This window comes from Pseudomonas sp. NPDC087342, from assembly GCF_044744265.1.
Lineage (GTDB): Bacteria > Pseudomonadota > Gammaproteobacteria > Pseudomonadales > Pseudomonadaceae > Aquipseudomonas > Aquipseudomonas nunensis.
This window is the reverse complement of the sequence record NZ_JBIUXZ010000003.1, coordinates 237,033-262,190: the sequence shown is the minus strand read 5'-3', so window position 1 is coordinate 262,190 and position 25,158 is coordinate 237,033. Positions and strand designations below refer to the sequence as shown.

General features: G+C 48.2%; 19 protein-coding genes and 3 pseudogenes. 16 read left to right on the top strand and 6 right to left on the bottom strand.

The window, feature by feature from the left end:
- The first annotated feature begins 71 nt into the window (after nucleotides 1–71).
- From ACIOYV_RS11575 to ACIOYV_RS11555, 5 genes are all read left to right on the top strand, one after another.
- Nucleotides 72–1,226: a PotD/PotF family extracellular solute-binding protein gene (locus ACIOYV_RS11575; RefSeq protein WP_401323785.1), complete on the top strand. Its 1,155-nt coding sequence runs from the start codon at nucleotides 72–74 to the stop codon at nucleotides 1,224–1,226.
- Between the two features lie 127 nt (nucleotides 1,227–1,353).
- Nucleotides 1,354–2,301: an ABC transporter permease gene (locus ACIOYV_RS11570; protein ID WP_401323783.1), complete on the top strand. Its 948-nt coding sequence runs from the start codon at nucleotides 1,354–1,356 to the stop codon at nucleotides 2,299–2,301.
- Between the two features lie 3 nt (nucleotides 2,302–2,304).
- Nucleotides 2,305–3,099 (top strand): ABC transporter permease, encoded by a 795-nt coding sequence (locus tag ACIOYV_RS11565; protein ID WP_401323781.1) that lies wholly within the window; start codon nucleotides 2,305–2,307, stop codon nucleotides 3,097–3,099.
- A gap of 1 nt (nucleotide 3,100) precedes the next feature.
- The gene (locus ACIOYV_RS11560; protein ID WP_401323779.1) at nucleotides 3,101–4,249 is read left to right on the top strand and encodes an ABC transporter ATP-binding protein; all 1,149 of its coding nucleotides are present in this window, start codon (nucleotides 3,101–3,103) and stop codon (nucleotides 4,247–4,249) included.
- Between the two features lie 77 nt (nucleotides 4,250–4,326).
- Entirely contained in the window at nucleotides 4,327–4,671 is a 345-nt protein-coding gene (locus ACIOYV_RS11555) for a cupin domain-containing protein (RefSeq protein WP_401323777.1), read from the top strand.
- Nucleotides 4,672–4,742: 71 nt separating this feature from the next.
- Here ACIOYV_RS11555 and ACIOYV_RS11550 read toward each other — a convergent pair whose 3' ends face one another.
- On the bottom strand, nucleotides 4,743–5,666 hold the full coding sequence (locus tag ACIOYV_RS11550) for a LysR family transcriptional regulator (protein ID WP_401323775.1): 924 nt from the start codon (nucleotides 5,664–5,666) through the stop codon (nucleotides 4,743–4,745).
- A 285-nt stretch (nucleotides 5,667–5,951) separates the two neighbouring features.
- Between ACIOYV_RS11550 and ACIOYV_RS11545 the strand changes: the two genes are divergently transcribed.
- Complete coding sequence (locus ACIOYV_RS11545) at nucleotides 5,952–6,515, top strand: TetR/AcrR family transcriptional regulator (protein WP_401323773.1); 564 nt, start codon at nucleotides 5,952–5,954, stop codon at nucleotides 6,513–6,515.
- Between the two features lie 267 nt (nucleotides 6,516–6,782).
- Here the strand turns inward: ACIOYV_RS11545 and ACIOYV_RS11540 are convergent, their stop codons facing one another.
- Both ACIOYV_RS11540 and ACIOYV_RS11535 read right to left on the bottom strand, forming a co-directional pair.
- Nucleotides 6,783–7,496 carry a FadR/GntR family transcriptional regulator gene (locus ACIOYV_RS11540; protein WP_401323772.1) on the bottom strand — a complete coding sequence of 238 codons (714 nt, stop codon included), beginning with the start codon at nucleotides 7,494–7,496 and terminating at the stop codon, nucleotides 6,783–6,785.
- A 3-nt stretch (nucleotides 7,497–7,499) separates the two neighbouring features.
- Nucleotides 7,500–8,264 (bottom strand): SDR family NAD(P)-dependent oxidoreductase, encoded by a 765-nt coding sequence (locus ACIOYV_RS11535; RefSeq protein ID WP_401323770.1) that lies wholly within the window; start codon nucleotides 8,262–8,264, stop codon nucleotides 7,500–7,502.
- A gap of 707 nt (nucleotides 8,265–8,971) precedes the next feature.
- On the opposite strand from ACIOYV_RS11535, the gene ACIOYV_RS11530 reads away from it, so the two are divergent.
- A complete protein-coding gene (locus ACIOYV_RS11530; protein WP_401323769.1) occupies nucleotides 8,972–10,471 on the top strand; it encodes an aldehyde dehydrogenase family protein in 1,500 nt (499 codons plus the stop codon).
- 114 nt (nucleotides 10,472–10,585) lie between these two features.
- Complete coding sequence (locus tag ACIOYV_RS11525; protein ID WP_401324023.1) at nucleotides 10,586–12,349, top strand: aconitase X; 1,764 nt, start codon at nucleotides 10,586–10,588, stop codon at nucleotides 12,347–12,349.
- Between the two features lie 113 nt (nucleotides 12,350–12,462).
- On the opposite strand, the gene ACIOYV_RS11520 is transcribed toward ACIOYV_RS11525, so the two are convergent.
- Nucleotides 12,463–13,437, bottom strand: a complete 975-nt coding sequence (locus ACIOYV_RS11520; protein WP_401323767.1) for an ornithine cyclodeaminase family protein — start codon at nucleotides 13,435–13,437, stop codon at nucleotides 12,463–12,465.
- Nucleotides 13,438–13,542: 105 nt separating this feature from the next.
- Between ACIOYV_RS11520 and ACIOYV_RS11515 the strand changes: the two genes are divergently transcribed.
- From ACIOYV_RS11515 to ACIOYV_RS11495, 5 genes and pseudogenes are all read left to right on the top strand, one after another.
- Complete coding sequence (locus ACIOYV_RS11515; protein ID WP_401323765.1) at nucleotides 13,543–14,319, top strand: AraC family transcriptional regulator; 777 nt, start codon at nucleotides 13,543–13,545, stop codon at nucleotides 14,317–14,319.
- 286 nt (nucleotides 14,320–14,605) lie between these two features.
- Nucleotides 14,606–15,403, top strand: coding sequence for an SDR family NAD(P)-dependent oxidoreductase (locus ACIOYV_RS11510; protein WP_401323763.1), 798 nt, complete (start codon nucleotides 14,606–14,608; stop codon nucleotides 15,401–15,403).
- A 607-nt stretch (nucleotides 15,404–16,010) separates the two neighbouring features.
- A complete protein-coding gene (locus ACIOYV_RS11505) occupies nucleotides 16,011–17,474 on the top strand; it encodes an APC family permease (RefSeq protein WP_401323762.1) in 1,464 nt (487 codons plus the stop codon).
- A gap of 363 nt (nucleotides 17,475–17,837) precedes the next feature.
- Nucleotides 17,838–18,134 (top strand): annotated as a pseudogene (locus ACIOYV_RS11500) (SDR family NAD(P)-dependent oxidoreductase); the annotation flags it as partial.
- A gap of 385 nt (nucleotides 18,135–18,519) precedes the next feature.
- Nucleotides 18,520–20,676, top strand: a complete 2,157-nt coding sequence (locus ACIOYV_RS11495) for a penicillin acylase family protein (RefSeq protein ID WP_401323760.1) — start codon at nucleotides 18,520–18,522, stop codon at nucleotides 20,674–20,676.
- Between the two features lie 200 nt (nucleotides 20,677–20,876).
- Here the strand turns inward: ACIOYV_RS11495 and ACIOYV_RS11490 are convergent.
- Nucleotides 20,877–21,668 (bottom strand): annotated as a pseudogene (locus ACIOYV_RS11490) (LysR substrate-binding domain-containing protein); the annotation flags it as partial.
- A 5-nt stretch (nucleotides 21,669–21,673) separates the two neighbouring features.
- Between ACIOYV_RS11490 and ACIOYV_RS11485 the strand changes: the two are divergent.
- Nucleotides 21,674–22,140, top strand: a pseudogene (locus ACIOYV_RS11485) (PLP-dependent transferase); the annotation flags it as partial.
- A 167-nt stretch (nucleotides 22,141–22,307) separates the two neighbouring features.
- Here the strand turns inward: ACIOYV_RS11485 and ACIOYV_RS11480 are convergent.
- A complete protein-coding gene (locus ACIOYV_RS11480; protein ID WP_401323758.1) occupies nucleotides 22,308–23,234 on the bottom strand; it encodes a LysR substrate-binding domain-containing protein in 927 nt (308 codons plus the stop codon).
- A gap of 354 nt (nucleotides 23,235–23,588) precedes the next feature.
- On the opposite strand from ACIOYV_RS11480, the gene ACIOYV_RS11475 reads away from it, so the two are divergent.
- Together ACIOYV_RS11475 and ACIOYV_RS11470 are read left to right on the top strand one after the other, a co-directional pair.
- Nucleotides 23,589–23,753 (top strand): hypothetical protein, encoded by a 165-nt coding sequence (locus ACIOYV_RS11475; RefSeq protein WP_401323756.1) that lies wholly within the window; start codon nucleotides 23,589–23,591, stop codon nucleotides 23,751–23,753.
- Nucleotides 23,754–24,009: 256 nt separating this feature from the next.
- Nucleotides 24,010–25,158 (top strand): efflux RND transporter periplasmic adaptor subunit, encoded by a 1,149-nt coding sequence (locus tag ACIOYV_RS11470; RefSeq protein WP_401323754.1) that lies wholly within the window; start codon nucleotides 24,010–24,012, stop codon nucleotides 25,156–25,158.

Below are 25,158 nucleotides of genomic sequence, written 5' to 3'. Positions count from 1 at the left end.
TACCAAAGCGTCGATGCTCACGGCGCATTCACAATGCGCCACCTGCCTTTTCTATTATGTGGAGTTATCCTATGAAAGAGCCTTGGTCAATCGATGATATCCGTAACGTCATCGACGGTAAGCCTACACGTCGGCAGGTTTTGGGTGGCGCAGCTGTTTTAGCTGGTGGCGCGTTCATGGCCCCCTATTTCCCAGTTATGGCGGCAGAGGTCGGCGGCAAGCTACGTCTATTGGGCTGGGAAGGTGAAACATTTGATGATCAGCTGGCGGAATTTGTTAAGTCTAAGAAAATCGACTTGAAAATTTCGTCCATTGCTAACCAGGATGACGTGCAAATTCAGTTGGTAGGAAAAACTCCAACTGTAATCGACATCACTGCGTACAACGAAGGTTACGCGAATTATTATGGAAAACAGCTGAAGATTCTTTCGCCTTTAGACGAGTCTAAATTACCTAATTATAGTTCTGATTTGATCTTCGACCAGTTCTACAAAAAGCCATTTTGGTATTGGGATGATCAGCTCTATGGAGTAGTGGTAGCTTGGGGGCTTAATGTCTTGATTTATAACCCTGCTTTGGTACCTGAACCGAAATCTTATTCGGATCTATTGAAGCCAGAATATAAAGGTTTGTTGACATTTACGGATGATATCCTAGCTACATGGCCAATGATCGCGAGGGTTACTGGCTTCGCAGATAAGTATCCAAATTTAACAAAAGACGAGCTTTCAAAAGCATTTGAAGCTATGGAGCCGTATCGAGCGCAAAGTAGAGTGTTCGCAGGTTCCATTGGCGACACTATCAACCTTTTTGTTAACAAGGAAATTGGTGTCCTCTTTTCTGGCTGGACCGGGATCACGGGTGAAACCAAGCTTCAAGGCGTGGAAACTCGACTTGGAAACCCTGTGGAGGGTGGTGCCATTTGGAGTGATGCGTTCTGCATCCCGAAAACTGCACAAAATAGGGATACTGCACATGCGTATATCAACGCGGTGCTAACACCTGAAGTGCAGGCTGCAAATGCTAATAAAAGTGGTGTAGCAACAATTTGTAAAAAGGCAATTCCACTACTAGACGAAAAGGCTCGTAATGCAGTTAATTACGACAATTTGGATGAGGTGTTCCGTAACGCACCAATGCAAGGCGTTCCACCGCGGGTTTCAGATAAGTACGCGACTTTTGATCAATGGATTGAGGCCTGGGAAAACTTTAAAACTGGATTCTAGTGATTCAGAAAACGTCTCGGATAGTTTTGTCGAGACGTTTGAAAGGCTAATAATAAGAAGCGAATCAGCGTGTTTTGAATATTTGCAAAGCTGCTGCCATCAGTCGCGTTTTAATGAGTAGTACGCCATGTTAAGATACTTAAGCTCTTTGAAGGAAAATAAGCGAGAACGCACAGGCCTAGCTTTAGCTGCGCCAGTTGTAGTTTTCTTGTTTGTGTTTTTCATCATTCCAACCGGAATGTTGCTCGTTTATAGCTTCTGGCTCTCAGAATCTTTTGTTTTGATACCAAGTGCTACACTTGAAAATTATACCAATGCTTTGATGCGGCCTGCTGTTCAGGCTTCACTTTTGGCAGGAGTTACAATCGGGTTTTGGACCGCAATTATCTCAACGGTATTGAGCTACCCCGTTGCTTGGTACATCGCGTACCGGAGTCGAACTAATATTCTGCTTTATGCGGTGTTATTATCTTGGTTCTCCAGCTATCTAGTTCGAATCTTCGCCTGGCGGACGATTCTTGGTACCAATGGTTTGATAAATGAATCTCTCATGCATTTTGGGATGATTCAAGAACCACTAGAGTTTTTGATCTTTAGCCGTGTGTCAGTCACAATTACCTTAGTTCATGTGTTCGTTCCCTTCACGCTCTTATTGCTACTAAGTGCATTAAGGAATATTACCCCGGATTTTCTAGAGGCTGCCCGAGATCTAGGTGCGTCTCGAATGCAAGTATTTCTACGTGTGACTTTGCCGATTGCCTATAAAGGATTTTTCGGATCATTCATCTTTACGTTTATTCTCGCTGCCGGTGATTTTATCACTCCCCAGCTACTGGGTGGCCGAACTGGCATTACAACAGGCTTGCTAATTTCTGGACAATTCAGACAAACAGGGAATTGGCCATATGGTGCAGCAATGGCGTTTATTCTGCTGATGGTCTTTATGTTAACTTATGTCTTGCTGATTCAGTCGTCACGATGGCTGAAGTTAGCGCCTGGTTCTCGATTCCATCCATCCATGGAGCGCATGCGCGCCGAAGCTGGCGCTGCAGAATCAACGCAGCCGGGGGTGTAACAAATGCTACGTCTATATGTGTTAGCCTTTTTGGCATTCCTATTCTTGCCGATACTAGTGATCACGTTATTTGCGTTTCACTCAACCACCGCAATGAGCTTTCCATTTGAAGGGTTCAGCTTACGCTGGTTTGAAGTGATCCTCTCTGACGATAATTTTGTTAACTCGCTTAAGAACTCGGTGATTGTAGCAACCGCGTCGTCCATCGCGACGTGCTTGCTGGGTACTTTTGCCGCACTTGCGATCCCTCGTCTAAGCAAACGTCCGAAAGCTGCGTTTTCATTTCTCGCGTTTGCACCCATCGCGTTACCCGGCTTGTTCCTTGGGATCGGTCTGCTGGTATTGTTCGATATGCTAGGAGTTCACCGTTCCTTAGTGACTGTTACTATTGCTCATACTCTTTTTTGTCTCCCATTTTTTATTGAAACGGTTCGCTCTCGAGTAACCTTTTTTGATGCGGATTTAGAGTTGGCAGGTCGTGATCTAGGTGCAGGCCCGTTCGCCGCTTTCCGTCTCATAACTCTTCCTATTTTGGCTCCAACGTTGCTCGGCGGCACAATTCTATCCTTTGCGCTATCATTCGATGAAATCGTCATCACTGTTTTTGTGATCGGAGAACAAAGTACTCTTCCATTTTATATACTTTCTGCGATGAGACGTACTGTCAATCCGACCATAAATGCGGCATCTGTATTGGCGATGGGAATGACACTGGTCTTACTCCTTGTTGCAGGGGTAATACTAGGAATGCAGAAGCGTCGTGCAATACAACAACGTAGCGCGGACCGAGAAGAATAAGATGAACAGCATGATCACAGAATCTGTAAAAGCTAAAGAGTCGACAACATACGCGTTCAGCAATATCGTCACGATTAAAGGGCTTACCAAGCGTTATGGCGATATTACGGTACTAAACAAGCTTGACCTGGAAATCCGTAAAGGCGAAATTCTTACGTTTTTAGGGCCGTCGGGCTGTGGCAAATCAACACTCATGCGTTTAATAGCAGGATTTGATACTCCAACGGAGGGATCTCTTTCTCTGCATGATCAAGATATGACACGCATGCCCCCTGAGCGGCGTCCGGTCAATATGGTATTCCAGAGATACGCGTTGTTTCCCCATCTGGATGTCTTTGACAATATTGCTTTCGGTCTGAGATTGAAGAAGCTACCGAAAGCAATTATTCGAGACAAAGTTTTAAAGATTATGGAACTGGTTCAGCTAGAGAAAATGGCCAGCCGTTGGATTACTGAATTGAGCGGTGGCCAGTGTCAGCGAGTCGCTTTAGCTCGAGCTTTGGTGAACGAGCCTGAGGTTTTGCTGCTCGATGAGCCGCTCGCGGCGCTAGATTTAAAGATACGCCAACACATGCTTGTTGAGTTAAAGCGGATTCAAGATGTTACAGGCACAACTTTTGTGTATGTTACTCATGACCAAGATGAAGCCATGATTTTATCGTCGCGTATAGTGCTGATGAACCAAGGCTGCATCGAGCAGATTGCGACACCGGATGATCTGTACTTCAGACCGAAATCACTTTTTGCTGCAAAATTTTTAGGCGAAACAAACGTAATATCAGGCATTGTAACCGCGCGAAGCGGTAACGAAATGTCGGCCGCATTTGCTGGAGGGACTGTTCGTTCAACCCAATATGACGCTAAAGTAACTGTTGGCTCCAAAATTCATATCTTGGTTCGTCCCGAGTCTGTACACATTACGCCGGTTCTCGAGCCTTATATTGATGATCCTCAGGCGTCAAATTCTTGTGTTGCAACATTAAAGTCGATTCTACCTATCGGTGGCAGGGTGATACTTGTTGCCGAGCTTCCAGATGGGACGGCAATAAAAGCGCAACAAATAAGAACAGGTGAGCCTTCAGCGTTCTATGTCGGACAGTCAGTTCACTTAAGTTGGAGGTCTGACGTAATGGCAATGCTCATTGAGTGACTTGGCTGTTAAAAATTTAATTTCCAATACAAAAATCACAGTCCAGGCTGTCTGGGCTGGGCAAAAGGAGAGTTGTAATGTCAGATTCTAACTTGGCGCCACACTTTAACGTGCACACGACAAATTTTGAGCCGCTCCCCGAGTTTGGTGGGTCGAAAGCTATTTTGTACCACTCTCCCGACGGTACCAGGCTTGCTGGTAGCTTCCGAGAGTCAGGGACTCATCAATTTGTTATGCCGTTTGACGAGTTCATTTACGTCGTTGCTGGCGGGGTGAAGATCACGATCACGGATGGCGAATCTTTTTATCTAGGTGTAGGAGATACTTGCTACCTGAAACAAGGGCAAGATGTATTGTTTGAGATGACCGACGACTTCCATGATGTAACTGTACTGATCTCTGATAAGCGGATTGACGTCTGACGGTTTATGATTTATGTAAGTCCCTCGGTGCTGTAGTTGAAACTACAGTCGAGGGACTGCTATATAACGACTCATTCGATGACTCGTGCGCCGGTCCAAATTCCTTGGTCAATAAGATCTGAGGATGTAGCAATGATTCTTTGACCAACGTAAGTTGCGAGCCGCGATATTGGTCGATCTGCTGGGTAGGATAGTTCAAGTCTTCTTAAAGGAGTTGGATTGATAAGGGGGGCTGCTGTCATCTTGCCCTCTGCAATTTCCTGTCGCACCGAAGTGATAGGGATAATTGAGACTCCATTGTCGTTAATAACAAGTTGTTTTAACACTGAAAAGGAGTCTACATCGATTTTGACGTTTAGATGAATCCCGCACATATGGGCGGCCTCATCGGCTATCTGTCTAGTACTGTGTCGAGCACTAGGCAGTAGAATGTCAAATTGTGACAAGCTAGAAAAGTCTAGCGGATTTTTGTAGCTGAAGTTCTGAGCTTTCGAACCAACGATGTAAAGATCCTCTTCTAAAAAGGGGGTGGACTTCAGAGACCTGATCGATAGGGGGTCATAAAGCACGGCTACGTCCAGATCACCGCTGTGGACACGCTCAAGCAGATCAAGTGAATACCCACTCACTATTCTGCACGTCGCGTAAGGATGTGATGTTCGAATTGCTTCAATGAGCGGTACTGTAAGAACGTCCGTAACAGAGGAAAGTAGTCCGATGGAAACATGACCGCGAAGAGCTTCGTCAGCTAGGCTGGATTTGATTTCGTCCATTTCGGCCATAATACGCCGAGCGTGCTGTAGAACGCGTTGGCCTTGCGCCGTGATAATCATCCCTCTGCCGTGCCGCTCGAACAGTTTTGCGTCAAGTTCGTCTTCAAGCATTGCCATCCGTCTACTTAGCGCCGGCTGCGCAGTGCAGAGTCGATCTGCTGCTTTTGAAAGGCTTCCAAGTTCTGCGACCTGGATTAACGTGCGAAGCTGGTTGATATCCATTTTTAATGGCGCTCTAGTTTGGTAACCGTATGCAAATTGTACCTCATTTCTCAGTCAGGCAAAGGGGGTGAAAGCAGTCTCTTTTAAGTGTTTAAATGTTAAGTGTAGCTCTGCAAAATATACAGCCATTGTCTGGATGATTCAGAGGGTGAAAGCCCTTTGACTATAAATTATATGGGGCTTGTGGTTATAAAGCTTCTGGATTTTAGGGCGGTTACTGGTTTTATAAATCCCTCCCTTTATATTTGCGTGCACCACATTACGGGCGGGCGTTGAGGATTTCTTATGTCTGCAGTTTACGATCTGTCATTGATCCTTGAGCGAAAAATTAAAATGATGACCTCTGTGTTAGATGTAATAGCAGAGGAAGGAATGGCAGGGGCAACTTATAGGCGGATCGCCAAGAGGGCAGGTGTAACACTCGGCTCATTAATATACAAATTTGACAGTATAGAACAGTTAATAGAATCGTCGTTTATATATTTCGCCGAGGCAAATCCATCTCTGTACTTGGATGTCTTAGAAGACTCAGCAACTGATGATCAGGTCTTAGGTCGCCTGGTTGATATGTGTTGTTGCAAATGCGATTGTTCGATAATTAGGCGTACGATTTCGATTTCTTATGAGTTGAGCGCGTACGCGAGTAAAAACTCAGCCATGGTTGGCACGGTTGGTATTTGGAGACGAAGAAACCAAGAAGGTTTATCTCGCAGGTTTGGTCTGCTTGCTAGTAAATTGATCGACGCTCTCCTAGAGGGCTTTTTACTAGAAAAAATGGGCGGTCAACCTTCTATTAGGCATTCAGATCTCGATCATATGCTCAGCTTACTTGTAAAAAACGTTAGATGACACACTTTCTACCGGGGCGGAATTTAAATTTTTCGCTGGATTTTTGTTCACATGCGGCCGTATGGATGGAAAAGTCTATATTGAATTTATAGGGTTTCAGTTTTGCTGAAGCGAAAAGTTAGTTGGTTCTTTAGTAAGGTTTTTTGGTTTTTAGGGGCCGAAAGCTAGCCCCCGATAAAGCATGATCATATGATGTAAAGTGTCCAAGTATTATCCTGAAGGTGTAATCTCTACCCAGCAAATAATACATTTTACAGTAAGCGCGATCTACGCAATTTCTGCTTTTCTAGCGGTGAGGGCCGATTTATATCTGTCTGCGTATAGGGTGGTGATGAGATTCATTTGACGTTCTGCAACTTCGTGGTCGTTATTTCTAATCGCAATAATTAGCTCATGAATCATTTCAGTTGGTAGCAATTCTGCGTGTGATGGAGGATCTATAAAGGGAAGAAATGAAGCGGCAAGAGAGTCATGTACAGAGGTCATTAACCATGTATTACTTGCTGCAGCAGCTACTGATAGAAATAGTTCGCTCTCTCCCTGTCTACGTTCATGATCAGCAGTAAAAGATTCTAGCGTTGCAAGAGTCGTCTGTAGGCGTTTTAGGTCTGCTGGTGTCCTCCTGGCGGCGGCGAGGCGAGCGCAAGCAATCTGATTAATGCGCCAATATTCCAACGCCCTGAAGCACGAAGCATGTGATTTGCTGAGATGTTCATGGGCGAGCAGTTTTAATTTGCTTTCCGGTGCAATGATGGCGCCGCCGCTTGCCCCTCGACGTATTTCTAAGTATCCCTCAGCCTCAAGCATTTTTAGTGCCTCGCGCAAGGTGATCCTCGCGACGCCAAGTTCTTCAGCGAATTTCCTTTCTGCCATCAATTTTGTATTTGGAGCAATAAGACCTAGAGTGATCTCTTGACGTAATCTTTCTGCGGTCGCTCCATAGGTCGCGATCGTCTTAATTGGTGTTATTCCAAATAGCATAATTTATATCGCGGTAAATGTGTTGTCGACCATGATCTCGGCACCATTTATAAAACTTGAGTCGTCTGTTGCTAAAAATAGAGCCACTGTCGCTACCTCTTCAGGCTCACAGATTCTTCCCTGCATCAGCGTTATGTCGTTCTCAGAAGCAAACACCCCATGCGAGCGTAATTGCTCAAGCTCCTCATAGGCATGCTTCGTCCTGACAAAACTGGGGACGATCAGGTTGCACCTAATCCCTGCATCACGAAACTCCACAGCAATAGCACGGCACAGTTGATGCATTGCACCCTTAGAAGCGCCATAGACGCTTTCGAAGCTTGTGACTGCTTTCACTGATGAGGAGGAGGTGTTGATAATGACCCCTTTGCCGTGTTCGAGCATGTGTGGAAGCACCGCACGGGTGATCATGAAAACACTTTTGGCATTGTTGTCGAACAACCATTCCCACTCTTCAAGTGTGTAATCCAAGAAAGCCTTAGCGACAATAACGCCCGCATGATTAAAAAGTACATCGATTCGACCTTCCGCTTGGATTGTCGTCACGACAGCTTCATTACACTGTAGATGGATACTCACATCGCAGGGCAAAAAAGTAACCCGGAGATTCTGTTTCTTCAATTCCGATACGAGTCTTTCGCCTGCAGAAAAGTCAGCATCCGCGAAGTAAACGATCCCCCCTTCTTTGGCAAAAAGCTCAACAGTTGCTTTGCCTATTCCATTGGCCCCGCCAGTGATGAAGCACACCTTTCCAGAAAGCTTGGACACGATTAGATCCTCTGTCTTGATTTCCAGATTGTCTCACGCTTCCAGCTGAAAATGATCTGTTTGTAGCCTTCGCGGTGCGCTGGGCCGCTTACGGCTTTTTTGGCCGATCTGAAACATCAATTTGAAGCGATTTTACCCAAAAACAGGCGATGGGATGTGATTTCACCAATACACTGACTGCGCGAGAAAATGGGCTATTACGGTACCTATAAGCGTGGGTCTCGTCGCGTAAAGAATGTTATTTTTCGATGATTTTTATCTATTATCGGCGCTAATTTCTGATTTTGATGCAAAAAAATAGAATATTTAGCTCATTGTCTTCTGATCTCTTTCATGAGCTTACCGCGGTTAATGAAGAAATAAAGGTATACAAAAAGCCCAAATGCTATTGCTTCAGCGCGTTTCGATAGCTTATCTTCCCTGAGTAGGGAGGGGTGTGGAGTTACTGGCTTTAGGCGTACGAGCCAGCGGAGGCGGCGAGTCGGTGACTGGGATGGCGGGATCCAGATCCCGTTCTTGGGGCGCCGTTGATTTCAGCCCTACAGTTTTCCAGGACATCTCGTTGGGCTAAAAACGACAGTGAGGACAATCGCCGGGCGCACGACGTTGCTGCTCATAAATACCTTTCCCATGCGCCCTAATTCGAGACTGCCTGCGTGCGGCTGCAGCTTAAGGCGATATTTTCCAACCTTTAGTGAGATGAAAAAATGTCAACAGATCTGGCTTCGTGGAACAAGAATTCACTTCGTGTTCGTATTTATGGCAATCATATTGATGGGGCGGCTCGTCCATCAGTGTCAGGCGAGCAAATAGAGCGTGTGAACCCTGCAACCGGTGAACTCGTTGCTACCTGGCCTAATAGCGTTGCGCAGGATGTTGACGACGCGGTTGATGCTGCTTTGGCTGCCTTTGAGGATGGACGTTGGTCTGATCTCACCGGTGCGCAACGGGCCGAGGTTCTGCATACCGTAGCCGGCAAGCTTCGCGAGAATACTGATGCCCTCGCGCTTATTGAATCCCTGGAAACTGGTAAGACCTTGGAGCAAGCACGAGAAGAAATTCCATGGGCGGCAGATATGTGGGATTACGCTGCGGGGCAAGCAAGAGGTATCCATGGTGATAGTCATTCGAATCTTGGGCCGGATAAATTGGCCGTCGTACTGAGAGAGCCCGTCGGGCCTGTTGGTTTGGTTACCCCATGGAATTACCCAGCTGTCGTCTTGAGCCAAAAACTGCCATACGCGCTGGCCGCGGGCTGCACAGTGGTAGTGAAACCCAGTGAGTTTACTTCTGGAACAACTCTGGAAATCGCGAAGCTTTTAGAAGAGGCAGGCCTTCCCAAGGGGGTCTTCAACGTTGTTACAGGCCTCGGGGCACGCGCGGGGCAACGCTTGGCAGATCACAAAGACATTCGACTAATTTCCTTCACTGGATCAACGGCTACTGCTCAAAAAATTGTCGTATCTGCTGCTGGAAATATGAAAAAAGTTGTTCTTGAGTTGGGCGGCAAAAATCCCACTGTTGTCTTTGCTGATGCGAATATCGAAGCAGCATTGGACAACGCTATCAAAGGCTTTGTCTACAATTCCGGAGCTGAGTGCTGCAGTGGAAGCCGTGTATTGGTCCAAGAGTCAATAGTAACAAGTTTTACTGAGCAGCTTTGTGAAAAGCTGAAGGGTATTACCGTTGGGGATCCGCTCGATCCAAGCACTAAAATGGGTGCCATTATCAATCAGGCCCAATTTGATAAAATCAATGGTTACATTGAAGAAGGTAAGAGTGTAGGCAGGCTGGCATACGGTGGAAGCGCACTCAAAGATTTGCCAGGCTATTTCATTGAGCCAACTGTTTTTACCGATGTGCCCTCAACGGCCAAAATTTCGCGAGAGGAAGTGTTTGGTCCAGTGATTGTGATTATTCCATTCTCTGACATGAAGCACGCGATCGAGCTGGCAAATGATACCGATTTCGGTCTTGCATCAAGTGTATGGACTAGCGATCTCAATACCGCTACGACCATGGCGCGTAAAATTCGATCTGGAATCGTCTGGGTTAACACCTTTCTTGACGTGGCTTCAGAAATTCCTATTGGTGGTAGCAAGCAGAGCGGGTACGGTCGGGAGAATGGCAGATACTCGATTGAAGAGTATACAAACTTAAAAACTATAGTTATTCAGAATCCAGCTACATCAGGGCGGTATTTGTAGTCTTCTTCCCTCGCATGGTGTCTATTGTCCGATGAAGCCAGGCGAGGTAGAGAAATGGCTACGTTCAGTGCCCGTCTGCTCGTAGCCATATCCAAGGTTTTGTGATGGTGAGCAATTATGAATGCTGAAAGTCTACAAGGTAAGCTAGTCGTACCAGGTTATGCCAGCGCCGATCTACTTTATTCCGATGTCGGATTAAGTTTTTGGGGCGGGGTTGATCCGCTTACTTCAGAAGTTATTGACCTCCACCATCCCCTTTGTGGCAGACAGCTGAAAGGGTGCATTTTGGCAATTCCTTCCGGCAGAGGATCCTGTACCGGAAGCAGCGTCCTGCTTGAGCTGATTCTCAGCGATCTAGCGCCTGCGGCGATCATTTTTAAGGAAGTCGACGAAATCTTGGCTTTAGGTGTGATTGTTGCTGAAGAACTTTTCAAACGCTCGGTACCGATACTGTGTTTGGGTGAACAATACGAGCGCATCTCAGAAGCCAAATTTGCGCAGTTGGTGGGTGACCAGCTCCATATTTCGGATTCATTTGTCGACAAAGCTCCCCAAGCGTTGATCGTCGACTCATTCGTCAATTTTCCGGAAATAGCGCTCACAGAATTTGACGAGCTTTTGCTTGGTGGCGCATATGGAGAGGCCGCCAAGGCGGCAATGAAGATAGTACTGCGTATGGCGCAAGTTCAGGGCGCTGACAGTTTCATTGATATTCACAGGGCTCATATTGACGGGTGCATTTATACCGGGCCCGGGGGATTGTTATTTGCTAATACCCTGCTTGCCCTAGGTGCCCAGGTACGAGTTCCCACAACACTGAATTCTATCTCGGTAGACGAGCGTAGGTGGAGGCTGCAGGGGATCCCTGATTCATTAGGTGTTCCTGCGGTGGAGCTTGCTCAGGCCTATCTAGCGATGGGAGCTGTAGCGACGTTCACATGCGCTCCCTATCTGCTAGAAGATACAGCAGTATTTGGTGAGCAAATAGTCTGGGCTGAATCGAATGCAGTGGTTTTTGCCAACAGTGTCTTGGGTGCGCGAACAAATAAATATGCTGATTTTATGGATATATGTACAGCTATTACTGGTCGTGCACCGCTGTCAGGTTGTCATATTGATAAAAACCGCTATGCAGAAATTTCCATCCATTGCGAGGTTCCCGACTCGTTAGATGACGCATTTTTTCCCGTGCTTGGATACCTCTGCGGCAAACTTAGCGGCTCGGCTATCCCAGTCGTTAGCGGCTTAGAGGCTGCGAGTGTGGATCGTGACGCGTTGAAAGCGTTCGGTGCGGCATTCGGAACGACGTCTGCTGCTCCCATGTTTCACATGGTTGGAGTAACGCCAGAAGCGGCTACTTTGGGGCGTGCAACTGGTGGGCTTGAACCGAAAGCTAGTCACGTAATTACGACTGCGCAATTACTTGAAGTATGGCGTGAATTGGACAGCAGCACCGAATCCAAAATTGATTTGGTCTCCCTTGGAAACCCTCATTTTTCGTTCGAAGAATTTCAGAAGCTGGCAATTTTATGCGAGGCAAAGGTTTCTAATGCGGAAACCAAGGTGATCGTTACCACCAGTCGCGCGGTATTTGAGCGGGCGAGCAACGCCGGATTGGTAGGGGTGATCGAAAAATTTGGCGCTCAGATAATCACCGACACATGTTGGTGTATGGTCAGCGAGCCGGTGATACCTCCCAATGCGAAAACGCTCATTACTAATTCGGGGAAGTATGCTCATTATGCGCCAGGCTTGGTGGGCAGGCAGGTCCGCTTCTCCAACCTCGAAGGATGCATTGCGGCGGCAGTTTCGGGATCCGTAATTTCAACTGTGCCTGCCTGGTTGGAACATATGGAGGAGGGGGAGATAAGCATCTGATGATGCGTGGCAAGATTTGGCGTTTAGGCCATGAGGTTTTGCCATCTTCGACAGGCTCGAGTAGGTGACGCGGTCTAAACCAAAAGAGCGACCGCGGCACCAAAACCTCTTTGCTATTGAGAGGGATTCTTTTTTTCCGCGGTACGCTTGTAGGCCAATACTGCTGCTGCTAGGTCCTCAATGGAAGCGCCAACGGATTTGAACATAGTGATGGCGAGTTCTGGATTCGGCAATGCGGAACGACCGGCGTGCCCTTTGCCACATAATTCACTAAATTCAGCGATTACATCATTTTCATTAATTACGCCGTTGCGGATAGGTTGGATCAAGTCTCCGGTCTCGGCTAGCGCACCTTCGCGGGTGTCTACGAATATTGAGCTGAGTGCCGCCACGTCATCATCAACCTCTCGCATGAGGGGAGTGAAGCTACCAACTAGGTCAAGGTGCACGCCTGGTTTCAGCCACTTACCTTTGATCACGGGATCGGTGGCAAGAGTTGCACAGCTGATGATGTCGGCGTCGGATGCTGCTTTTGGAAGCTCTTCTAGGGTCAAGGCCTTGGCGGAGATGCCCTGTGATGAAAGCTCATTAGCAAATGCGCTAGCTGATTCGAAGTTCAAGTCGTAAACATCTACTTCCTGAATGTCTCGAACAGAGCGATGTGCACTTACTAAGTAGCGACCCATGCGTCCAGCCCCCACCATCAGCAATCGAGCGGAGTCAGAGCGCGAAAGATATTTGGAGGCCATGGCCGAAGCGGCTGCAGTGCGACGAGCAGTCAGTTCATTCCCATCAAACTGACCTAGTGGTAGGCCTGTCTTTGCGCAACTCAGTAGGTAGTGACTACTGAGTCCAGGAAGGTTCCTGGCGTTGTTCCCGGGGAAAACGTTTACTTGCTTGACTCCAAGGTACTCCCCCTCGATCCATGCCGGCATAAGCAAAAGCATGGCCGAGGGCTCGCCGGGGACGTCGATTTTATGATGGTGGCGCACAGGTGAGTTCACGGGGCGAGTAAAAATATCAGACAGAGCCTCGATCAATGCGTCCCAAGGAAGCGCGTCTGCTAGCTGTTTGGCGTTTAGGTACATGAGTAAATACTCGATTCTATGGGGGCCTCATCCTAAAACGCTTAAGCAGGGATGCCTTGCCCATGACTATTGAGTTTTTGACTCAGGCTATTGGAAGGGTTGAATGTGGAAACGATACTACGAGCTAACAATATCGCCACCAGTCATGGCGAGCACAGTCATGAACACCCGCAAATTCTGATCGGGCACGGTGGAGTTATGGAGTGCGAGCTGCCGAGCAGAACCGGGGTGCTTGTTCGAGGCTCTATTGGTGTTTTACCTAGTGAGGTATTGCACCGGTACCGCGGAATAACTGATAAATGTAAATTGTTGGTAATCGATATAAATCCAAACGACGAATATATCAATGCGTTGGAACGTGTCTGCGGAACGTCGGTTAACGGTCGATTGCTCGATCGCACAGAGTTACTGAAACCCACCTTAAACTCGCTTAATCTCCTGAACTGGGTGGATACTCAGTTGCACCAAAATGCATCGCTGTATGGGCCAGCTTTTCAATATCAGATAATCAGTATGTTTCTCACAAGCTTAATGATGCATGATAATCATGTCGCTCATTTAGAATTTGCGGGCCATCGATTTGATACGGCTAGTTTAGACGGATATATTGACAAAAATATTCATCGCACCATCGATAATGATGAGTTAGCGAACTTGCTCTATGTCAGTACAAGTCATTTGTACGTAATGATGCGTCAACGAACCGGAATAAGTCCTCAGGAGTATGTGACTAGGCGACGGATGTCGAAAGCTAGATCATTGATCTTTACCAGAAAGTTTAGCATGGGGCTAATTGCTGAGATGGTAGGGTTTGCTGATGGGGCGAGTTTTAATCGTGCCTACCGACGTTACTTCGGTGAGGCTCCGAGTAAAACTCGCTGAAAAAAGCTTTTCATTCATTCCAATTCTGGTGATTTAAACAATGTTTTGTCCTCGCTGCCAATTGATAGGCTGCACAGTGGTTCCATTTTAACATCTGTGCGTTAGCTGTGCGCTTGGTCAAAAAGGTTCCATTTAGATACCATATTTCGTAATGAGACTGATTCGTCTGAAATGGAGCGGTTTTTGCCCTGGTTGCGCGCAGTTGGTGTTGCGCATAAGGATCTTGCATGATAAAAAAGAGGTCAATGGTTCCCAAATAGCCCAATAAAAAGGTAAGTGAGTTACGATGAATAATGTTCCGGTCCCGCGTGCCCAATACAAGTGCTTCGAAGGCACCCACGTACTCATTTCTGGTGGTGCCAAAGGTATGGGGCGCGCAGCCGCTCTTCTCTTTGCTCAACAAGGTGCGCGGTTGAGTATCCTCGATTTGGACTATGAAGCTGCTCAAGAGACCGTAGAGGTCATCCTGGAGTTAGGAGGGGCAGCCAAAGCGTGGGCGGTCGACGCCAGCATCGCGGCGCAGGTAGAGGGCGCTATCTCAGAGGCCGTCGAACATTTCGGCAAGATCGATCATCTGTTTAATCATGCCGGCATTGTCACGGTTGGCCCCCTTCACTCAATGAATGAGGAGGACTTCCAGAAAATTTTTGATATCAATGTGAAATCAGCATTCTTGGTTTGTCGGAATGTAGTCGCACGAATGAGTGAGTCGGGCGGGGGAACTATCGTAGTCACGTCTTCGATTTCGGGTGAGAGGGCTTTCGCACTTGAAGCGCTGTACAACATGACTAAAGCCGCAACGCTCATGCTGACTAAATCGTTGTGTGCCGAATACAGAGTCAAGAACATTCGCGCGAATGCAATCTGTCCTGCATTTGTCCGAACGCAGCACGGCTTGAAAGAAATAGAAGATTTCGCGGCCCTAGGGCACCCATGGGATGACTCAGCGCTGAAGGATACTCAATTGCGTATTTGCGAGCCTGAGGAGGCGGCTGAAGCGGTTTTATTTTTGGCATCTGATGCTGCGAGTTTCATCAACGGAGTAGGGCTAACAATCGATAATGGCTGGTGCGCAATCGGGTGACACCTTATGCGCCCTCTACCTTCGCAATTTGGGCTACCGTATGCCAACACTGGACGTTTTCCGGAGCGCCGCGCAGCAGCGCAAAGGGTGTAATGAAAAGATGTCCACTAGGAAGGTTAGCCTTGGTCCACATTCGAAGCTCAAAAATGTCCTAGCGGGACGCAGGCGGGTGAGCTGGTCAGCGAGTACTGTAATGCTCACATAAGGTTTTGGCAGGCGCACCCGAATTTTTGTTGCCTCACAGTATGGGCGCCCTGCGGTTCGTTTTTCATCAGATTCTCCATATAAATGGTATGGGTAATCTTCAGCGCCAACCTATGCTTTTTCTCAATACCTGAATGCCCATTTGAGTGTTTGTGGTTAATTCTACAAGGCCGGTAAATTAATCGTCAGAATGCTTAGGAAGTTCGGCATCATTTCGAAACGGTGGGTTTGTGAGGCTGCAATATCTCGAACCACAGTCCGATTGGTGAAGTGCTGGAAGGGATAGTGACGGAGTTGGAGACCATTTTTTCCTCACGAGCTGATCGATGAAAGCAATCCAACGTTGAAATAACCAAGCTGTGGAAAAATTTTATAAAAACAAGAGCTTCTTAAGGAGGCAAGCGTGGCACAGATCCAGGGCACTATGGATAGCACTTTATTGGGTGATATAGGCGCGTCCCACGTTCTCCCGCGTCGGCTAGGTACTTTTGGCCTGGTAATGCTAATTGTGGCCTTCAATTCCCCGGTCGCCACAGTGGCAGGCTTCATGCAACTCTCCATTGGATTCGGGAATGGCCTCGGGGCTCCGGTCTCCTTTCTTTTGGCTGGCCTTCTGCTATTGGTGTTTTCAGTCGGTTTCATCGGTATGAGCCAGCATGTCGATAATCCAGGCGCATTTTATAAGTTCATTGTTATCGGTGTCGGCAGGGAGCCCGGGCTCTCGGGGGCTTTTTTGGCCACATGCGCTTATCTTCTAATCGGTGCTGGTTCCTATCCTTACATGGGCTTGGTTGCTGTCGATTTCGTGAAGCATTTGACGGGGGAAAGCATTTTTTCTTGGCACGAATGGGCCCTAATATTTATGGCTATTTGCACTGTTCTCGGACTGCTAAGGATCGATATATCGGTAAAAGCATTGGGTGCGTTGGTGATCGTTGAATGTGTCTTGGTGGCTGCGTGGGAGATCGCGGTGTTTTTCCAAGGTGGCCCGGAAGGGTATCAGACGACATCATTCACATACCCTGCTTTTATTAGCAATTCTCCGGGGCTGGGAGTGTTGTTTGCGATGCTATGCATGGTGGGTATCGAGGCAGGCGCATGTTTTAGCGCAGAGACGCGAAACCCTGAGAGGTCTGTTAAGCGCGCGACGTACATCGCGATCGTTTTTCTGGCTGCATTTTATTCGATTGGTTCATGGGCATATATCATTAGCGAAGGCGGCTCAGGTGTAATTCAAGCCGCGATTTCAAATCCAGTTGGTTCTTTTTTTGCAAGCGTAGAGCGCAGTTTAGGTAAATTTGTTCTTACAGTGTTCTCGCTTACCGTCGTCACAAGTCAAATGATCGCAATTAATGCAATACAGGGATCCGCGTCACGTTACCTTTTTTCTCTTGGCAAGAGCCGTATTCTTCCGAAACAGCTTTCTTTGGTCCATGCTCGTTTGGAGTCGCCTTGGGTGGCAGTGCTATTGGTGACTGCATTCGGTTTCACCGTACTCGAGTTTATTGCCTGGTTTAAACTTGACCCGGTTGCTGCCTATGGTGGTATCACGGGCATGGGGATTTATTTCCTCTTGCCATTACTGATCGCCACAAGCTTCTCGATCATCGTTTTTTATCGAAAAAACATTCATATTAATGCAGGGATAGTTACGCGTTTGGTAGCGCCGGCTTTGTCCGTTATTGCGTTGAGTGTACTGTTCGTATTAACCTCATTAAATCTCAATATTCTCGTCGGTACGAAAACCATGGTTGTAACGTCGATGATTTTGGTTTTCGCAGTCGCGTCTATTGGATGGTTGCTGGCTGTTTACTTCCGAAAGTTCAAACCGGTTATCTTTGCTAAGATCGGTAGCGAAGATGTTTAGTCTGGTCTTGGTTGGTAACTTGTCTTGACAAAATAGTCGTATTTTGAGCTGGGTGTTGGTGCTTCTGCGGAACGTATTGCTCTGTAGCACGCCTTTAGTGGCGGATTGACTGCAGCCAATTACCCTTCGAGAGTAAGTGTATGGTGGGTTTAGCTTCGCGGCGTTTTGGTGCCTACTTACTAGTGTACGATCTGAAAATCGCTTTCGCTAGCTCCTGTTGTGTATGGCGTAGCGCTCGTTTCGGCTGTCGCTACTTGTATCGATGATGTTGTTTTTCTGAAGGTGCCCAATATTATTTTACTTTTCGCGCTAACCGAATTAGTAAATTACTGCGATACATCAAAGCTTAAACAAGGATCGTAGGTACATCCATTTGCGGGGGTTGCCTATGCAACCTCAAAAGCTGCACTCTCCGCGCTTACTCGTGAAATGGCATACGATTTTGGTCCGCATGGAGTGCGGGTGAATGCAATTGCCCCAGGCGAAATTGACACCGCAATTCTTTCACCTGGTACTTCGGAAATTGTCGAGCGTCTAGTGCCAATGAATCGATTGGGCAGGCCAGAAGAAGTGGCGTCATTGATATATTTTTTGTGCACCAGCGGCGCATCCTATGTAAACGGCGCAGAAATACATTTAAACGGTGGTCAGCATGTGTAACTTCGTATAGTCGTCGTTGTTTGAATACCTTAGCTTATCGTAAGGTGAGGCAGTGATTTACAAGATGTCTCAATATTGACTGAGGCATCAGTTTTGCGACAAAGAGCGATCTATATGAAGATTTCTTCTATAACTGATATTTCTGCGCTTCCCAACCGTTAAATCAACTGGACGGAGTTCAGTCGTATATTGCGGTCGGTCGGTCATGAATAGTATATCAAGCATTAGAAGTATTTTTGAAAATCGGTGCATGGCCGAATAACGGGCGGTCTTCAAGATTGATGGTACATACGGAATTTAGATTTTCATTAGGTTAACGCAAAAATGGCGTTAGCAAGGCTGCATGGTTATATAAACCTGACCCTTCATAATAAGAGGTAGTAAGATGCGTAATTTAGTCACATCTATGGTGCTCACCACCCTTTGTTTTTGCGCTGTAGAAGTCAGCGCGAGCGATGCCTCCCGATGGCAACAGCAGGCGAGTAACGTCAATATTATCCGTGATAAATGGGGCATTGCCCATGTTTACGGAAAAACGGACGCTGATGCGGTATTCGGCATGATCTATACACAGGCCGAAGACGATTTTAACCGTATAGAACAGAACTATCTCGTGAACCTGGGATGGCTGGCGCAGGCTGATGGAGAGTCGGGGATCTACAGTGATCTGCGCACGCGCCTATTCGTCGATACAGATGTTCTAAAGCATCAGTTCAGTGCCAGTCCAGTTTGGTTGCAAAAGTTGATGGTATCATGGGCTGATGGCTTGAATTACTACCTCGATCAGCATCCAGGTGTTAAACCGCGGTTTATCAAACACTTTGAACCGTGGATGGCCTTGGCTTTCACAGAAGGGAGCATTGGGGGTGATATTGAGGGCGTCGCGCTGGACAAGCTCGAAGCTTTCTACGGGCAGCATCCGCCAGCTCCGGTAGTGAAAGAGAAGCCAGACGGCGGCTCCAATGGGTTCGCGATTGCGCCGGCACTGAGTGCTTCGGGCCATGCCCTGCTGTACATAAATCCCCATACCTCTCACTACTTCCGTTCCGAGCTGCAGATGGTTAGCCAAGAGGGGCTTAATACTTATGGCGTGGCGACCTGGGGCCAGTTCTTCATCTATCAGGGATTCAATGATTACAATGGCTGGATGCACACATCCTATGGTGGCGACGCCATTGATGAGTATCAGGAAACAATTGTTGAGAAACCTGACGGGCCTTATTATAAATATGGCGACGGGCTGCGTAAGTTGAAAGTCAGCCAGATCAGCGTGCCCTTCAAAAAAGATGGCGTTTTAGCCCACCGCGACTTTACTGTTTACCACAGCCACCACGGACCGATTATTCGCGCCGAAAATGGAAAATGGATAGCCATTAAGTTGTTGCAGACACCAGTAACTGCGCTGGAGCAGTCCTTCCTCCGAACCAAGACCAAGGATTACAAGAGCTTTTATAAAACGCAGGAAATGCGTACCGATACTTCGAATAACACCGTCTATGCGGATCGCGACGGCACCATCGCATACTTCCACGGAAATTTCATTCCTAAACGTGATCCACAATTTGATTTCAGAAGCCCCGTTGACGGCAGCAATCCCAAGACCGAGTGGATGGGCCCGCACAAACTTGAGGACACCATCATGGTTAAAAATCCGAAGAGTGGCTGGGTTCAGAATACCAACGCCTGGCCGTTTTCGGCTGCCGGTGCGCAAAGTCCGCGCAAAGAGGACTTTCCGGCCTATATGTGGACAGCGGGGGAAAACCAGCGTGATATCCATGCCGTCGACCTCTTGGAGAAAGCGCATAACGTAACGTTAGACAGCCTTATCGCCTTGGGTTATGACAATAAACTCAACGGGTTCGATGTTTTGCTACCGCCGCTTTTTAATGCGTATGACCAATTGGCCGATGATGCTCCGTTGCGCGCTCGGCTGAAGGCTCCTATTGAAAGTTTAAGGGCTTGGGACCACCGTTCTGGGGTAGCGTCTGTTCCAACTACCTTGGCGAGCTTTTGGGGACAAGCGCTGGTTGATCTGCGGATTGCACAAGCGCGTGCCGCCAAGAAGCCTGTTTTCGACCTCGTGGCTGAGTCGACCTCAGACAGCGAACGACTGGCAGCTCTGGACACTGCAATCAGCAAACTTGAGCAAGACTTTGGTCGTTGGGACATGCCGTGGGGCGAGGTCAATCGTTTTCAGCGTATAACTGACGATATCGTCTCGCACTTTGACGACGCTAAACCAAGTTTCCCGGTTGCTTGGGGGTCGTCGGTTTGGGGTGCACTCGCCTCGTTCATCTCGCCAAGCCCTCGGTCGACCAAGAAGCTTTACGCAACAACTGGCAATAGCTTTATAGCCGCGATCGAGTTCGGCCCAAAAATCCATGCGAAGGCGCTAATGGCGGGAGGAGAAAGTGGCGACCCATCCTCGCCTCATTTCGCCGATCAGGCGGAAATGTTTAGCAAAGGGGAATTCCGCGATGTGTTGTTTTACAAGGCGGATATCGCCGCGAATACTGAGCGTAAATACCACCCTGGAGAGTGAAAGGTGACTAGATAGCTGGAGAGCGGCTTGCTATAGCCATCAGAGAGAGTTTTTCTGATGGCTGCATCGCGGTAGCGTATATTAACTAAGCCATAGATGTCGTAAATCGGCCTTCCATCTGCCTCTTGTCATTAGACTAAGATTTAGATCAATGACGTTTCCTTGGACTCTGGTTTTTCCGGGCGATGAGAATTTGATTGTCAGTGACGTCTGCTAGCTTTGATCAACTCGTAAGCCCTACGTACCAGTGGACTGATTGTATTCGGGCGAATCCATAAGTTATAAGTTACGTCCGGCAATCGCGGCAATCCGTCGTTCTCGCCTAACACTCGCATGTCGGGTCCTAGCATTTCCATGCTCCGCGGCGTCACCCCCAGACCTGCGCGAGTGGCCGCCTTTATACCTATCAAATTCGACGCCAGATAGGCTTGGCGCCACGGAATTTTTGCGCGCTCTAGGGCATCCAGTGCATAGCGTCGATAGATACTCGGTTCATCCACGAGAATAAGCGGAAGTGGTTCACTGCGGGTATGTATGTACTGCGCCGAACAGATCCATCAAACCGGCGAAGTACGTAGCGTAAAACCTTCAGGGCTTGATTTTCACGCGTGGAAATCACCATGTCGACGTTACCCCGGTGCAGATCCTCTATAAGGAACGGGCTACGCCCAACATCGATTTCCAGACGCAAACGCGGCGCCGAACGGGCGATGTGACTGAGGATTGGCGGGAGGACGGTGTCCGCGATGTCATGGGGGGGGGCCGATCCGCAACACTCCGCTCAGGCTGCTTTCTCGCAAGGAACTGATTGCATCGTCGTTTAGCGAGAGCATTTGCCTTGCATGCCGTAGCAGTTGCAGGCCTGATTCGGTCAGATGTTTTTGGCGACCTCGCTTCTCGAACAGACTCACGCCAACTTGTTGTTCCAATCTTTGCATATGATGAGTAACAGAAGCTTGCGTTCTCGACAGCTGTACGCCGGCGTCTACAAAACGCCGTCAGCCCCGACGACGCCTACTTGGTGCTGCGTGGCGCCCGGACCCTGGCGTCGCGCCTGGATGTCCATGAGCGCCAGGCCCTGGAAATTGCCCACTGGCTCCAGGCTCAATCCCAAGTGAAACGCGTGTTCCATCCGGCCTTGCCCGACCACCCCGGCCACGCTTTGTGGCGACGGGACTTCAAGGGCAGCAACGGGTTGCTCTCGTTCGAACTGCGTGAAGCCGATGAAGGTGATGTCGAGCGCTTCATTGATGCGCTGCAACTGTTTGGGCTGGCGCGTCGTGGGGTGGCTATGAAAGCCTGATCACTATCGCCGATCTCAAAGAGCGCGATAGTCCGAACGATCGCTTGTTGAATCCAGTTCTGCGTTTGCACTTAGGGTTGGAAGATGTCGAGGCCTTGATTGAGGATCTGGCGCGGGGATTCGCAGCATTGTCGAAGTCACTTCCCTACATCGAGAAGTAAGGCCACCAATTTTTGAGGTTGCAGCCATCGCCGCAGGCACAATGCTGGCGGTTATGGTTGCTGGTTACTAAGCGCAAGTCAGAATCTGTAGAGTGACCAAGCGGAATCAATGAGTATTCCCACTTACGCCGTTACTTGCGAATCACCGACATAAATAAAGGAGGACGTCATTGGGACGCATCTATTGTCCAAAGTGGGTCATTAGCCATAAGCTCTGCTGCCCAATCTGCAAAAACCCGCACTCTTGTGGAAAGATGACGTGTATACGGATAAACTAAGCTGATTGGTAAGCTTTCCAATTGCCAATCTGGCAGTATTTCTAAAAGCGCTCCGGTTAGCAGGAAAGACGCTGCTTCGGCGCGTGTAGCAAAACTGATCCCAAGTCCTGCCAGGCTGGCAGCCAATAACGCGCTTCCGTTGTTCAAATAGATCCAACCGGGTTTCTCGACTTTATGAACCTCTTGTCCTCTTCGAAGTGTCAAGGTGTATTGCTTGCCCGAAGTGGGGAACTTAAACGCCATATACCGATGAGAGTAAAGGTCCGTGGGCTGTACAATGGGTGGGGCCATAGAAAGATATTTAGGAGATGCAACAAGGCAAAAACGCATCTGGCCAATGGGGCGGCAAATTAAATCTTGGTCTTGAACGTCACCGCCTCGCAATGCGCAGTCCACACCCTCCTGCACGAGGTCAACAACTCGCTCAGTGCTGCCAATGTCTAGATTTATATCAGGATAAAGCGTCATGAAGTCAGGTAACGCGGGGATGACCAACTGAGTGCAGACCGGTGAGGGCATTTCTATTTTGACTCGCCCGCGAACGATGTTACGACTTTGGATAACGGAGGCCTCCAACTCATCCACATCTGCGAGTATCGCAAGCGCACGATCATAATATGCAGTCCCATCTGTCGTGGAAGAGACTTTTCTGGTCGTCCTGTGCAGAAGCTTGATCCCAAGCTGAGCTTCCAAGCTCTGAACATGACCAGATACTGTGGTTTTAGGCATTCCTAGCGAGTCAGCCGCAGCACTGAAACTCCCCACCTCGACGATTCGGCAGAATGCGCGCATTGCTTGCAACCGATCAAATGCCATGATTGTACCGTTTACCGTATAGTTAAAACGAATTTTGCCACTTTATCCCAGAAATCGGATGAGATAAAGTCGTATTAACTACTGATGCATCGATAAGCATTTGCATGAAGGAGTGATCTGGCGCATTGCTGCGATGCGAGAAAGTTCTGGTTTAGCACGATGTAGCAGTTCAAGCAAAGAAACGTTCGAGCATTTGGCGTCGGAGTCAAATATTAAGTCGACCACTGTTGCCAAGGGCTCGCCGTGCAATGATCGTTGGTTAGTCGTGAGTGAATTTTTGATGCCTTTAGTATTGCTTTAAGCAAGCTTTAGGGTCTCAGTTTGCTTGGATTTTTATTAATTACGAGGTGAAAAATGAAAATTATACTTGGCTTGATGTTGTCGGTGGCAACAGGTGTTGCTTTTGCGTTGCCTGCTGCAGAGCAGGAATTGCCGCAAGTAAAGAGCAATCAAAGCTCATATAGTAAAACCTTAGCTGCTGATGGAGCGGATCGCACTCCGCAAGGGCGGATGGCTTAAGTTCATATATCTAATGCGGCTTTAGTAAAAGAATTTTGCTGAAATCAATAAGAACAATGTATTGGTAAATATTTTTTTGTAGTTGCTATGGTCGCTTTTTTTGTTTTTGGTTTGCGCGGCGCGTCATTAGGTGGCTTCATTCGACTCGTTTCCCCTTGTTTTATTCGATGTCCGAATGCGCGCTCTTCGTAATACAAAGGAAAACGGTTCAATGAGAGCGCCAACCGATACTAGGGCAAAGTTTCACGAATTCGCTATGGTCTTCCTGCCTTCACATAATACTAGAAACACCTTCGGGGTTTTGCTGCTTGCTCTAGTTCTTTCGGGCTGTAATGAACATAAAGATCCTGCGGCAACTACTGTCGCAACCGAAGTGGATTTTGCCACGGTCACTCTGAGTCCTGTTCGGCAATGGGACGAGTTCAATGGAAGAATCAGCGCAGTCGACTCGGTTGAGGTGCGCCCGCGCGTGACAGGCTACGTCCAAAAAATCATGTTCAAGGAGGGGGATGAGGTTCGTAAGGGCGATTCACTATTCCAGATCGATCCCCGCAAATATCAAGCAGCGCTGAGCAGTGCTGTTGCTCGGCTGGAGCGGGCAAAAGCGTCCGTAGTGATGAATGAGGCTCAGGATCGGCGGGCCAAAGTCCTGGTCCAAAACAATGCCATCTCGAAGGAAGAAGCCGATACCCGACGGGCTAACTTCAATCAGAGCCAAGCGGATGTTCAAGATGCCGCCGCTGCTGTGGCTTTGGCCAAACTGGATCTCGAGTTTACTGAAGTCAGATCCCCAATCAACGGTCGGGTCAGTCGCGCAGCGTTAACGCCGGGTAACCTCGCTGTCGCGGATCAGACGCTGCTGACTTCGGTCGTATCCCAGAATCCGGTATACGTTTATTTCGACCCGGACGAACACAGCTATTTGCGTTATGGAGAACAAGCACGCAGTGCAAAAGGTAACGCCGATCAGCTAGGCGTACGCGTTGGGCTTGCCAATGAACAGGGTTTTCCCCATACGGGCAGCGTCGACTTTCAGGACAATCAGGTGGACCCGGCCACCGGTACCATTCGCCTGCGTGCGACCCTTTCCAATAAAAACCGGGTGTTCACACCAGGGCTTTTCGCCCGTGTGCAACTGGCTAGTAGCGTCGAAACCTCGACGATATTGATCGATGACAAGGCAGTACTGACCGATCAGGATCGGAAATATGTTTACGTCGTTGGGGCAGGCGACACGTCTGAGCGAAAAGACATTCAGTTGGGGCGTATGCACGATGGCTTGCGGATCGTCGAGTCAGGATTAGCACCTGGCGACAAAGTGGTGGTGGGTGGTATTCAGCGCATCTTTTACCCAGGCATGGCGCTTAAGCCCTCTGAAGTCGCCATGACCACCACGAAGAATTAA